A 13,598-nucleotide genomic window follows, 5' to 3' on the forward strand; every position below is an offset into this window, starting at 1 on the left:
CAGAGAGATCTATGTCCGAGAGTCCCAAGCCAGTGATCCGCTTTTTGGGCCATGAGACGCCCGCGCGGGTGCTGCGCCAGCGCGCCACGGACTGGCCCGACCGTCCGGCCCTGCGCCACAAGCTGCGCGGGCTCTGGCAAACCCTGACGTGGCAAGACTATTACCACCGCGCCCGCGCCTTCGGGCTGGCTTTGCGCGCCTTGGGTGTCGAGCGCGGCGAGATCATCGCGGTCTTGGCCGAGAACCGCCCCGAGTGGCTGATTGCCGATGTCGGCGCGCAATGTATGGGCGTGGTCGGCAACGGCATCTACCCCACCGCCTCGCCCGAGCAATTGCGCTATATCCTGCAGGATTCTGGCTGCCGCCTGCTGGTGGTGGAAAATCAGGAACAATTGGAAAAGGCGCTGGAAGTGCGCGCCGAATGCCCCGATCTTTCGCGTATTCTGGTGATCGAGCGCGAGGGTCTGCGCGCGTTGGACGACCCGCAGGTCGGGTTTTTCGACGATTTCATCGCCCAGGGCGACGATCTGGCCAGCACCCAGGCGCAGGATTTCGAGGCCACGATTGACGCGGGCAAATCCGGTGATCTGGCGTTTCTGGTCTATACCTCGGGCACCACCGGCGCGCCCAAAGGGGCGATGATCTCGAACGCCAATGCGATCTTCCAGATGAACAAGGCCGAGGAATATCTCGACGCCAAACCCGGCGAGAAATCCCTCTCGTTCCTGCCTTTGTGCCATATCGCCGAACGCATGGCCTCGGTGTTCAACCCGCTGGCACTGGGGTTGATTGTGCATTTCCCCGAGAACTCGGGCACCGTGCCCAATGACCTGCGCGAGATCGCGCCGCATGTGGTCTTCGCGCCGCCGCGGTTTTGGGAAAAGATGCACAGCGAGATCGAACTCTATCTGCGCGACGCGATTGCACCGGCGCGCTTTATCTACCGCCGTGCGCTCGAGACCGGTCGCGCCTCGGTCGAAGCGCGGCTGGCGGGGCGCAAACCGCCGCGCGTCGGGCCGCTGTCGCGGCTGCTCAACTGGCTGGCGTTTCGCAATGTGCGGGTGTTTCTGGGGCTGCAAAACTGCCGCAGCGCGCTGACCGGCGCCGCACCGGTGCCGCCCGATCTGATCCGCTGGTTTCTGGCCATCGGGGTGGAACTGCGCGAGGCCTTCGGGATGACCGAGACCGCCGGTTTCGCCACCGCCACACCGCGCGGCGGCATCCGGCTTGGCTGGGCTGGTCTGCCCGCCAAAGACACCGAAATCCGCATCGGGCCGGAGAATGAAATCCTCATTCGCGGCGCCAATGTTTTTGCCGGATACTGGAACGCGCCCGAGAAAACCGCCGAGACGATCAGCGCCGAGGGCTGGCTACACACCGGCGATTGCGGCGAGATCAGCGATGAGGGCTATCTGGCGCTGCGTGACCGGATCAAGGACATCATCATCACCCGCGCGGGCAAGAATATCGCGCCCACCCAGATCGAGAGCCAGCTCAAATTCAGCCCCTATATCACCGATGCGGTGGTGATCGGCGAGGGCAAACGCTACATCACCGCGCTGGTGATGATCGACCTCGAACAGGTGGCGCGCTACGCGCAGGATCAGGCAATCCCCTACACCGATTTCGCCAGCCTGACCCGCGCCCCCGAGGTTGTCGCGCTGATCCAAAGCGAGATCGACGTGGTCAATCCGCGTCTGGCCCGCGTCGAACAGATCAAGGACTTTTGCATTATCGACCAGCTTCTGACCGCCGAGGACGAAGAGCTGACCCCGACGATGAAGCTGAAACGCAAGGTGATCGCGCAGAAATACGCGGCGCTGATCGACGGCATGTATGGCACCCAAAGGCGAGTGGAGGCGCCGCCGGACCATGCCGAAGCCACCATCTAACCAAGTCCATAAAGGGAGGACGCTATGACTATGAACCGTCGTCAAATGCTGGCCACCGGCGCTGCGGCGCTGGCAATGGGCAGCGGGCTGCGCGCGGCCCGCGCTGCCGGAGTATCCGCCGATGCGATCAATATCGGCATGCATCTGGATCTCAGCGGCCCGACCGCCTCGAGCATGCCGATGCTGCGCAATGCCACCGAACTGGCCTTTGGACAGGCCAATGCCGCGGGCGGCGTGCACGGGCGCCAGATCAATATGATCGTCGAGGATAACGCCGGCCAGCCGCAACAGGCGGTGCGCGCGGTGCAAAAACTGATCCGCTCGGATGAGGTTTTTGCGCTGCACAACAGCTTTGGCTCGGGCCCCAATGCCGCGACCATGGGGCTGGCCACCGGCGCCGGCGTGGTGGTTTTCGCGCCTTGGGCGGCCTCGGCGGTGATGCATCAGGTCTCGGGCAATTCGCCGCTCCTGTTCACCACCGTGCAGAACTATAACACCACCACCCAGCGCGCGCTCGAGCGGGTGATCCCCGAATGGGGCGTCGAGCGGCCCGGCGTGATCTATATGGAGGGCCCCTACGGCGATCTGATCCGCGCGGGCGTCAATCCGGCGCTCGAGTCGCTGGGTATGAGCACCGCCGAAGAAGCCGCCTACCGCCCCGGCGAGATCGACTTTTCCTCGCAGGTCGCACGGATGCGCGCGGCGGGCGTCGATCTGATCATCGCCGGCACCATCATTCGCGAGACCGTGGCGGTGATGGCCGAGGTCAAAAAGCTCGATTGGGATGTCAAAGTGCTCTGCGCGATCCCCGGTCGCAGCACCATGGTTGCGCAATTGGGCGGCGCGGATACCGAAGGGCTCTACGGCATCGGCGGCTGGCAATTGCACGGCGCCGAGACCTCGAACGCCGAGGCGCAGGCCTTCATCAGCGCCTATCAGGAGGCTTACGGCACGATGCCCGATGAAAACGCCGCCAACGCCTATTCCTACACCAACTGGTTCCTGAGCGCGTTGCGCGGGGCGGGTGAGGATCTGACCTCGGACAGCTTTGTCGCGGCGGCGCGGGCCAGCGGCCACAATGATTTCACCACCTATACCGAGCAGACATTTGTCGACAATCACGCGATGCCCGAGATGGTGTCGATCGACAGGGTGGTGGATGGCACATGGGAGCAACAGATTGCCCCATTCTGAGACCAATGGCCCCGCGTCTGCTGGCGCGGGGCGGTTTCGCTGTCTGGGCTGGGTGATCTGAGGTCTGGCAGCTCAGCCTGAACATGCACCTGCGTCACCGGTGCGGCGCAGGTGGTGGCCGTGTATCTACCCTCGGGCCGCGTGGATTGGCGCGGCCCGGGGGTGTTGGTTATGCCTCGGGATAGAGGAGGCAAGCGACCTCATGCCCGTCGTCGATCTTGCGGCGTTTGGGCGGGGGGTGGGCGGCGAAGGCGAGATGCAGGGCGTTGCCCGTATCGGTGATCTGCGCGGCCTCGGTGAGGGAGGCGGGCCGCTGCGCCATCACCTGTGTTAGCTGCTCGCGCGCCGCCTGCACGCCTTGCGGTGCGGGGATACGCAGGGACAACCCGTCGCGTTTTGGCGTGCCGAGAGCCGCGCGGTCATGGCCGGACAACTCCCAGTCCGAGAGCGCGGCGATCACGTCGCGCCCCTCCCAGCCGCAATCCACCGTCGCCAAGGGGCAGCGGTTGTGAAAGCGGCAGCCGTTGGGAATGTCGATCGCCGAGGGGATCTCGCCCGCCGAATCCAAGGGCGGTTTCTCCACCGCCGGATCAGGCTCGGGCGAGGCGTCGAGCAGCAGCTGCGTATAGGGGTGGCGGCGCTCGGTGATCACCTTTTCCGTGGGGCCAACCTCGACAATCTCGCCCAGATACATGATCGCCGTGCGGTCCGCGACATAGCGGATCGTCGGCAGGTCATGGCTGACGTAGACAAAGGAAATCCCCATTTCGTCGCGGAACTGGCGCATCAGGTTCAGCACCCCGGCGCGGATCGACACATCAAGCATCGAGACCGGCTCATCGGCGACGATAAACCGTGGTTCCAGCACAATCGCGCGGGCGATGGCGACGCGCTGGCGCTGCCCGCCCGAGAGTTCATGCGGGAAACGGTCAAGATAGGTGACGGCGGGTTTCAGCCCGGCCCGTTCCAGCGCTTTGACCACCTGCAGGCGGCGGTCCTCACCCTTGGCGAGCCCGTGAATGGTCAGGGGTTCGCCGACGATATCGCGGATGGTGAACCGCGGGTTGAGGGTCTGGTAAGGGTCTTGGAACACCATCTGCGCGCGGCGGCGGAAGGCTTTGAGCCCCGCGCCTTTGAGCGGCGCGATATCCTCGCCCTCGGAGACAATGCGCCCCGCGGTCGGGTCTTGCAACCGCACCAGCATCTCGCCGGTGGTGGTCTTGCCCGAGCCGGATTCGCCCGCAATGCCAAGGATTTCGCCTTGGCGCAGGGTCAGGTCGATGCCGTCGACGGCGTGGACCTTGTCGTCGGATCTGCCAAAGAACCCGCCGGGGACGGGGAAGTGTTTGACCAAATCATCGACCTGAAGCACGGCGTCCTTGGCCTCGACCTCGCGGCGGGTGACCGAGATCACCTCCTCATTGAGCCGGTGGCCGACCTCGGCCCAAGCCTCATTGGTGGCGGCGATCTTGCGGAACTCCTCGACGCGCTCGGGGTAATGGCAGGCGGCATAGCGGCCCGGCCCGACCTCATGCTGCGCGGGCTCTTCAGCGCGACACAGGTCAGTGGCGAAGGGACAACGCTCGGCAAAGCGGCAGCCTGTCGGCGGGTTCAGCAGGTCCGGCGGCGTGCCGGGGATCGAGATCAGCTCACGCTGCGCGCCCTCCAGCGTCGGGAAGGCGTTGGTGAGGCCCATTGTATAGGGGTGGAAGGGCTGGCCGAAGACCTCGCGCACCGGCCCCGTTTCCATGATTTTGCCGCCATACATCACCGCCACGCGGTCGCAGGTCTGCACCACGACGGAAATGTCATGGGTGATGAACAGGAGCGCCATGCCCCGCTCACGGCGCAGTTTCGCCAGCCGCGAGAGGATCTGCGCCTGTGTCACCACATCCAGCGCCGTCGTCGGCTCATCAGCGATCAGAAGCTGCGGTTGCAGGGCCATCGCCATGGCGATCACCGCGCGCTGCTTCATCCCGCCCGACATCTCATGCGGATAGGCATGCAGCCGCGAGGGATCGAGACCGACGGCGCGGAACAGGTCTTCGGCCTGCGCCCAGCCTTCGGCTTTGTCGATCTTGATATGCGCCTGCATCGCCTCGAGGATCTGGTCGCCGACGCGGTAGACCGGATCCAGCGCGTTCATCGCCGCCTGCGAGATCCAGGCGATCTCTTTCCAGCGGACGCGGCGCATGTCCTCGCCCTTCAGCGGCACCAGATCGCGACCGGCGAAATCAATCTGCCCGCGCGGGATCTCGCCATTGGGCGGCAGCAGTTTCAGCATCGCCTTGGCGGCGGTGGTTTTGCCGCAACCGGATTCGCCGACCAGCCCCAGCGCCTCGCCGGGGGCGATGGAGAAATTGATCCCGTCCACCGCCTGAACAGGTCCGGCGCCGGTGCGGTAATGGATCGCCAGATCGCGCACATCGAGCAGGGTTTTCTGGGTCATATCGCTCATTCCCGCGCCCTCAGTCTTGGATTGGCGACCACTTCCAGCGACCGCGAAATAAAGAACACCGACAGCACGGTGGTCATGATCAATATGCCCGGCGGCAGGTTCCACCACCATGCGGTGCGCCATGCGCCCGAGAGCCGCGCGTCATGCAGGATACCGCCCCATGAGATCGATTGGGGTGGCCCGAGCCCGAGGAAACTGAGCGTCGCCTCGGCGATGATCGAGACGCCGACGATGATCGCCAGTTCCAGAAACACCAGCGGCAGCACATTGGGGAAGATGTGCAGATACATGATCCGCAGGTCGGACGCGCCCGCGACGCGGGCGGCTTTGACAAAGGGGCGTTCGCGCAGGGTCAGCACTTGCGAGCGGATCAGCCGCGCGACGGTGCGCCATGTCAGCAAGGAAACCGCGAGAATGACGATCATCAGGCTGGGCTGGAACAGAAGCACTAGGATCAGCGCGAAAGGCTCGAAGGGGATGCCATACATGATATCGACGGTGCGCATCAGGATGGTCTCGGTCCGGCCCCGGAAATACCCCGCGACGAGGCCCACGTTGGTGCCGATCAGGACCACCAGCGCGGCGCCGAGAAACCCGACCAAGAGCGCAATCTGGCTGCCGTGCATGTTCTGGCTGAACAGGTCGCGGCCCAGATGGTCGGTGCCGAACCAATGCTCACGCGAGGGCGGCGCGAGGCGGGTGACGAAACGGTCGGAGCCAAGAGCCAGCCGGTCCTCGCCGACGACCAGCAGCGCGCGCAGATGGCGCTCGCTCTCGGTGGGCGAGAGCAGCCATTCGGCGCCGTCCCACTCCATGATGATCCCGTTGCGGCCCACCGCAATCGCGGTGCCGGTATCGTCGATATAACCGGCGCGCAGGGCGCGGGTGTCGGGGGCGGGATCAGTGACCCATGCGGCATCAGCGGCGGCGCGGCGCAACAGCGTGCCGCGTTCGCCGGTGACCAGCGCGGTGCCGCCCGTTGTGATGTGGATATGGTTCAGGTCGCGGCTGGAGCCGAGGCGTTCCAGCGCGGTGCTGCCGCTCTGCGGATCAAAGCGGATCGCCAAGCCGCGCTCACCGACGATCAGCGCCGTGCCATCCGCGTCCAGCGCCACGCTGCGCAGCGAGAACCCGCGGCCCACGGGACTGTTGATGCGGGTGATCAGCGCGGTTTCGGCGTCCAACCGCCAGATATCTTCATTATCGCCGACAATCAGCGCGTCACCTGCCGAGAGCCATGCCGCGCCGCGCAGATCGGCATTCTCGGCCTTGATCTCGGTCCATTTGTCGCCGTCACGCAGCAGGATCAGCCCATCGGCACCGGCGATCAAGGCGGTGCCCTCGGGGCTGAAATCCACCGCGTTCAGATCCGCCACGGTGCCGCCGTCAAGCCGCGCCCAATGGCCGCTTTCGCGCGCCCAGATCGTGCCCTCGCGGCCCACGATCAGCGATTGCGCCCCGATATCCGCCCCAAAATGCGCCGCATCATTGAGCGCCACCGCGCCGAGGCTCTCGCCCAGCACCCAGCCCTCGGGGGTTTGCACCAGCACCGAGCCGTCTTCGACCTCGTTGATATGGCGCGGGTCATGCGGCGAGAGGAGCGGCGCGAACAGCGCCATAGCGATGATCAGGCTGAGCACGCAGAGGCCGGCTACGGCCAGCCGGTCGCGCATCATCAACCGCAGCGGCGCAAGGGCCGCGCGTAGAAAAGGAGGCAGGGTCATCGGAAACTCACCCTTGGATCAAGTGTGGAATAGAGAAAATCGACCAGCAGATTAAGTGTGATCACAAATGCGGCCATGATCAGGAAACTGGCCTGCGCGAGCGGGAAATCCGAGGTGCGCACGGCGTTGAGGATCTCGCGGCCCAGACCGGGCCAAGAGAACACCACCTCGACCACCACCTGCCCGCCTGCGGCCAGACCAATCGTCACCGCGAGTTGCGTGACCACCGGCAAGAGCGCGTTGCGCGCGGCGTGTTTATAAAGGATGTCGCGCTCGGGCAGACCCTTGGCGCGGGCCATCTCGATGAAATCCTCGCCGTAGACCTCAAGCATGGTGTTGCGCATGATCAGGAGCGGCGAACCGAGGTAGTAAAGCGCCACCACCAGCACCGGCAGAATGGCGTGCCAGAGGAAATCCAGCGTCAGGATTTTGTCGAAAAACCCCGTCGCGTCATAAGGCAAGGTCCGCATGCCCGAGGTCGGGAACAGCGCAAAACTGACCCCGAAAATCAGAATCGCGATCATGCCGGTCCAGAACATCGGCGCCGAGCGGAACATCAGCCCGACGAAAATCCCCAGCGTATCGGCCAGCGAGCCCCGCCGCCACGACAGCCACGCGCCCAAGGGCACGCCGATCGCATAGGCCAGCGTGATCGCCGCGACCATCAGGATCATCGTGTTGCCCAGCCGCTCCCAGACGATCTCGGCGACCGGCGCGCGGTAGCTGAAGGAAGTGCCGAATTCACCCTGCAGCGCATTGGTGAGAAACAACATATATTGTTTCCACAAAGGGTCTTCGAGACCGAACTGGGCGCGGATCAGCGCGCGTTGTTCGGCGTTCAACCCTTCGGTGATCAGCGCCGCGGTCGGATCGGGCAGACCCATGCGGAACAGGAAAAACAAAATCGTGGCGATGATCCAAAGCGAGAAAAGCGCCTGCACCACGCGTTTGATCAGATAGTTGCGGCGGGACATGCCTGATCCTTCTGACGGCTTGGCCCGCGCAAATCGCGCAGAGCCGGCTAAAAAAAGACCCTGCCGCAGCGGTGTGCTGCGGCAGGGCATAGGGGTTATGTCGGGTTAGCGCTGCAAGCGGCCATCGCTGTCCCAGCTATAGCCTGCGGCCTCGAGTTCGGCGCGGGCGGCTGCCATGTCATACTCGAAACGCTCGACAAAGGGGTTGTGCCAATATGCGTTAACCGGAGCCACCACCGAGCCGCCGACTTCGCCGCGCCCGTCAAGCAGCACGTTCACCATCCGCTCGCGGTCCATCGCCATGGTCAGCGCACGGCGCGCGGCACGGTCGTCAAAGGGTTCGCGACGGGTGTTATAGGTGATGTGGAAGTAGCCAAAGTCCGGCACCGAGACCACGGTGATATTCTCGTTGCCCTCGGCCAGCGGGATCTGCCCCGGCTCCATACGCCAAGCGGTCATGTCGATCTGGCCGGTCTGAAGGCCGGTAAACACACCCTCGGCATCGGCGTAGATGACAAACTCAACACCGTCTACACCGATGTTTTCCTTGTAGAAATGCGCGTCATTTGCGCGCAGCGACATATATTCGCCGCGGTCGTAGCGCTCATAGACAAAGGGGCCGGAGCCGACGGTCGGGATCTGCTCAGGCGTCAGTTCCTCGGGGTTCTCGATGCCTTCCCAGAGGTGCTTGGGCAGGATCGGGATCTGGCTGAGCGTGATCGTCGCAAAGGGCGCCGAGGGCTCGGTCAGATTGAAGCGGACGCTGAGATCACCGGTGACCTCGACCGATGCGAGCGGCGCCAGATAGGCGTTAAAATAGCTGTAATCGGAGCCCATATAATAGTTAAAGGTGAAGGCCACGTCTTCCGCCGTTACCGGCTTACCATCGTGGAAATTCATCCCTTCGCGCAGGGTGACATCAATCGTCACCTCATCCACGGCATCCACCGAAGCGGCCGCCCACGGCACCGGCTCGACGTCGGGCGAGAGGCGCACGAGGCGGTCGTAATACATCCGCATCCACTTCCAGCCCCAAACGCTGGTCGAGGCCAAGGGGTTGAGGTTGTCGGGCTCCTGCGGGCCACCGATGCGCAGGGTCGCGCGCTCGCCCAGAGGCTGGGCTTCCATCGGCACCCACTCGGAATAGAGCCCCTCACCCGCCATCGCGTTCAGATTGGTGAAGGTGGTGTGGTTATAGCCGACCACCTCGTCGCGGTGGAACAGCACCGCCATCGGTGCGTCGCCTTTGTAGAGATCCTGCATCTCATGGACGATGTCGCGGCGGGCCTCGATGTTGAACTCGCCCGACTGCGCGTCAAACAGCGCGTCATAGTCGGCGTTGGCATAGCCGCCGGGGTTGTTCGCGCCCGGATCGGCCTGACGGCTGTCGAGGGTGCCGAGGAAGAACTGCGGATCGAGACGGTCGGTGCGGCCCGACCAGCCCAGCACCGTCGCGTCAAAATCCTGCTCGGTATAGAAACGGTCCAGCAGGGTGCTGAACTCCATCGGCCGGACCTCGACCTCCAGCCCCAGATCGCGCCATGCGTCGGCGATGATATAGGCGCTCTCATAGCGGATCGGGTCATAAGACTGGGTGGTGGTGTAAATCTCGATCGGCGCGACGCGGGTTTGCGCGGCGGCACCGAATGCCACAGTCGTCGCGGCCAACAAAATCGTTGAGCCCAGCAGTTTTGTCATTCTCACGGCAATTTCCTTCACTAAGACGAATTCGATCGCTTGCCATGCCTCCCAAGGCAGCAGGTCTAATCTCCACTCAATATTACGTGATATAAAAAATGGTCAAGATGGGTTCCATAAAATTATTTCAGGGTGATCACGTGATTTTTTGAGTTTTTCCGGTGGTTTATGTGGTGAGTTGCTTGCGGGCGCGTGGAGAGATGCGGGTTTGGCATAAGCACAGGTGATTGATATGTCAGCGGGTTTTTGGTTTTAGAGGTGACGGAGAGGGGCGGTTTTTGTGGGTTTCCGGTGGAGGATTAATGCCGGATATCGCGCGGGTTTCGTGGCGGAACGTGCTGCGTTTTTTCCGGCGGTCCGCGGTGGAATACGGCAGAAGGGCCAGTTTTTTACCGCTAACCCGCCCTGCCGCCCCTATGTGGGGTTCATAGCGCTGAGAGTTCTTACGGTGCTTCGCCCCGCCCCGCTTCCCCATCCCTACGAGCAAAACACAAAGGGCCGCGCCCGACCCTGGGTGGGCGCGCTGAACTCACCACAACGCGCCGCACTGCAAAGCATCCACGACGTTCGAGCCCCACCCATCATCACCGATGCGCCCTCCCATGGGGAGGGTCGGGCGCGGCCTGTGGTGGCCACGGGCCCTGCTGTTGGGACATGCTCCGCTGAGATTTTCAGGGGCATTTGCTAAGGGTATCCTCACACCCCACTCAAAGTGAGGCGATAAGGGACGCGCCCGACCCTGGGTGGGCGCGCTGAACTCAGCACAACGCGCCGCACTGCAAAGCATCCACGACGTTCGAGCCCCACCCATCATCACCGAGGCGCCCTCCCATGGGGAGGGTCGGGCGCGGCCCGTGGTGCCGCCGGGCCAAGAGGGTAATTGGAGGTGAAGCCCTTACGGCCCCTGCGTTGGAAGTCCACCTGTCGCAAGACGACTGCAACAATGAACGAAGGGACGCGCCCGACCCTGGGTGGGCGCGCGCACCCGCTCCACAACGCGGGCGCTCAAAAGCACTGATGTCGGGTGTGCGGTGAAAGACATCGCCGATGCGCCCTCCCGGGGGGAGGGTCGGGCGCGGCCCGTGGTTCCCACGGGCGAAACAGACATTTGAAACGCCGGCCCCTTGTGAGGGCCGGCGTCTGTGTTCATCCCGGAACGCTGGGCTTAGCCCGCCTGCCCCGCACGCACCGCGTCTTCGATGCGCTGGCCGATCTCGGTGTCGACGCTCTTCCAATACTCGAAGGCCCGCTCAAGCACCGGAGAGCGCACCCCGCCGAGCAGCGCGCCGCTGACCGTTTCGACCAACTGGCGGCGCTCGTCGTCATTGAACACCTCGCGCACCAGTTTGCCCGGCTGCGAGAAGTCGTCATCACCCGGCCGCAACGTATAGGCGCTGCGCACGAAATCGCCGTCCGCCTCCCAGCCGTCATGCACCGCGCCGGTCTCGTCGGACCAGCTGCGCCCGCCGCTATTGGTGGCATGCACCGGCGCGCTGCCGCTGTGGTGATAGGCCATCTGCCCGTCGAACATATAGGTGTTCACCGGCACTTTCGGCTGGTTCACCGGCAGCTGGTGGAAGTTGGTGCCGATCCGGTTGCGCTGCGCATCATTATAGGCAAAGGCGCGGCCAAGCAGCATTTTATCCGGCGAGAGGCCAATTCCCGGCACCGTATTCCCCGGCGAGAAGGCTGCCTGCTCGATCTGGGCAAAGAAGTTCTCGGGGTTGCGGTTCAGGGTCATATTGCCGACTTCGATCAGCGGATAATCCGCATGCGGCCAGGTTTTGGTCAGATCGAAGGGGTTGATATGATAGGTTTTCCCCTCTTCATAGGGCATCACCTGCACCGACATCGTCCAGGCCGGATGCTCGCCACGGGCAATCGCGTCAAACAGGTCGCGGCGGTGGAAATCGGCGTCGGCACCGGCCATCGCACCGGCCTCTTCATTGGTGAAGAACTCCATCCCCTGATGGGTGTGGAAATGGTATTTCACCCAGAAACGCTCCCCCGCCTCGTTCACCCACATATAGGTGTGCGAGCCGTAGCCGTTCATATGCCGCCATGTGCGGGGCAACCCGCGCACGCCCATCAGATAGGTGACCTGATGCGCGGATTCGGGGTTATTGGTCCAGAAATCCCACTGCATATGATTGTCGCGCAGACCAGAGTCCGGCAGGCGTTTCTGGCTGCGGATGAAATGCGGGAATTTCATCGGATCACGGACAAAGAAAATCGGGGTGTTATTGCCGACGAGATCGTAATTCCCCTCATCGGTGTAGAATTTCAGCGAGAAGCCGCGCACATCGCGCCATGTATCGGGGCTGCCCATCTCGCCGGCGACGGTGGAGAAGCGCGCCAGCATCTCGGTGGTCGCGCCCTTTTGGAACAGCGCCGCCTTGGTATAGGCCGAGACATCATGGGTGGTCTCGAAAGTGCCGAACGCGCCCGAACCTTTGGCGTGGGGCTGGCGCTCGGGCACTTTCTCGCGGTTGAAATGGGCCATCTGCTCGAGGAAATGCACGTCATGCAGCAGGATCGGGCCATCGGGGCCCACGGTCAGAGAGTTGCGGTCGCTTACCGCCGGTGCGCCGGTGCCCGTGGTCGAGCCTGTTCCGCCCTGTTTCTTATTCATATCGGTCATCTAAATCCTCCTATAGTGCCCGTGAACTGACCCGGTGCTGTGCGCGGATGCCGCGCGCATCGCCAAGTGTTACATGTCGAGCCTAAGCAACCGGCGCCTTTTGTCAAAACCTAATGCCGTGGATGGCGCTGGATGGGCGAAGAACGTCGGCGAGCTTGGCTCTGCGCGGCGCGTTAGCGGGCGTGGGGGATCGAAGCGGTGGAAAACGCCGCCAAATTGCCACAAATTCTTTGCATACTGTGCAGCTTGAGCGCGCAATAGGCGCGGGACAGCGGTCGCAAGGCCACAAAGGAGAGACAGAAGCGCAACGGCAGAAGGAATGAGCAGCATGGATGAAGCAATTCTGCTTTGGCTGGACGGGATCGCCGCCAGATCCGAGGCATTCAACGCATTTATCACCGTGATCTCGGACAATCCGCTGATCAAAGGCGTGCCGATTGCGATGATCTTCAGCTATCTGTGGTTTCTCCCGCGCCCTGAACAGGTCGAAGCGCGGCTGCGGCTGATCGCGCTTTTGGCGATCGGAATCGTGGCGATTTTCCTCGGGCGCGGCACCAATATGCTGTTTCCCTACCGGATCAGGCCCCTCTATGCCGAGGAGCTTGAGCTGCATCTCTCGGCCACCCCCGATGCCAGCGGGTTGGCCGAATGGTCGTCCTTTCCCAGCGATCATGCGGTGTTTTTCGGCGCGCTGGTGACCTGTTTCTTCCTGATCAACCGCTGGGCCGGTGTTGTGGCGCTGATCCATGCGCTGTTCATCGTCGCTTTCGTGCGGGTGTTCCTGCTGCTGCATTACCCCAGCGATATTCTGGTCGGCGCGGTGATCGGCGTTGTCGTGGCGCTGGTCCTGATGCGGCCGATGGTGGCGCTGGCGCGGCTCATCGGGCTTGATGCGTTTGCCGAGCGCTGGCCGCAGGTCTTTCACCCCTTGCTGTTTGCAGTGCTGTTCCTCTTGGCCTCGATGTTCGACAGCGCCCGCGCCTTGGTCAGCTATTTCGCGCGGTTGTTGTTCTGACG

At 63.4% G+C, this 13,598-nt stretch carries 8 protein-coding genes; 3 read left to right on the plus strand and 5 right to left on the minus strand.

Annotated elements, in window-relative coordinates:
• The first annotated feature begins 11 nt into the window (after nt 1-11).
• Nucleotides 12-1,892, plus strand: coding sequence for an AMP-dependent synthetase/ligase (locus DDE20_RS00700; RefSeq protein ID WP_165814379.1), 1,881 nt, complete (start codon nt 12-14; stop codon nt 1,890-1,892).
• A gap of 24 nt (nt 1,893-1,916) precedes the next feature.
• Nucleotides 1,917-3,086, plus strand: a complete 1,170-nt coding sequence (locus tag DDE20_RS00705; RefSeq protein WP_116556531.1) for an ABC transporter substrate-binding protein — start codon at nt 1,917-1,919, stop codon at nt 3,084-3,086.
• A gap of 169 nt (nt 3,087-3,255) precedes the next feature.
• Here DDE20_RS00705 and DDE20_RS00710 read toward each other — a convergent pair whose 3' ends face one another.
• The 5 genes from DDE20_RS00710 to DDE20_RS00730 form a co-directional block, all read right to left on the minus strand.
• The gene (locus DDE20_RS00710) at nt 3,256-5,544 is read right to left on the minus strand and encodes a dipeptide ABC transporter ATP-binding protein (RefSeq protein WP_205961590.1); all 2,289 of its coding nucleotides are present in this window, start codon (nt 5,542-5,544) and stop codon (nt 3,256-3,258) included.
• Nucleotides 5,541-7,268, minus strand: a complete 1,728-nt coding sequence (locus tag DDE20_RS00715) for an ABC transporter permease subunit (RefSeq protein ID WP_116556532.1) — start codon at nt 7,266-7,268, stop codon at nt 5,541-5,543. Before DDE20_RS00715 ends, DDE20_RS00710 begins: the two co-directional genes overlap by 4 nt.
• Complete coding sequence (locus tag DDE20_RS00720) at nt 7,265-8,242, minus strand: ABC transporter permease (RefSeq protein ID WP_116556533.1); 978 nt, start codon at nt 8,240-8,242, stop codon at nt 7,265-7,267. Before DDE20_RS00720 ends, DDE20_RS00715 begins: the two co-directional genes overlap by 4 nt.
• A gap of 105 nt (nt 8,243-8,347) precedes the next feature.
• Nucleotides 8,348-9,940: an ABC transporter substrate-binding protein gene (locus DDE20_RS00725; RefSeq protein ID WP_116556534.1), complete on the minus strand. Its 1,593-nt coding sequence runs from the start codon at nt 9,938-9,940 to the stop codon at nt 8,348-8,350.
• 1,165 nt (nt 9,941-11,105) lie between these two features.
• Nucleotides 11,106-12,581, minus strand: a complete 1,476-nt coding sequence (locus DDE20_RS00730; protein ID WP_205961591.1) for a catalase — start codon at nt 12,579-12,581, stop codon at nt 11,106-11,108.
• A 328-nt stretch (nt 12,582-12,909) separates the two neighbouring features.
• Between DDE20_RS00730 and DDE20_RS00735 the strand changes: the two genes are divergently transcribed.
• The gene (locus DDE20_RS00735; protein WP_116557198.1) at nt 12,910-13,596 is read left to right on the plus strand and encodes a phosphatase PAP2 family protein; all 687 of its coding nucleotides are present in this window, start codon (nt 12,910-12,912) and stop codon (nt 13,594-13,596) included.
• Nucleotides 13,597-13,598: the final 2 nt, after the last annotated feature.

Source organism: Pararhodobacter oceanensis, from assembly GCF_003076755.1.
Taxonomy (GTDB): domain Bacteria; phylum Pseudomonadota; class Alphaproteobacteria; order Rhodobacterales; family Rhodobacteraceae; genus Pararhodobacter; species Pararhodobacter oceanensis.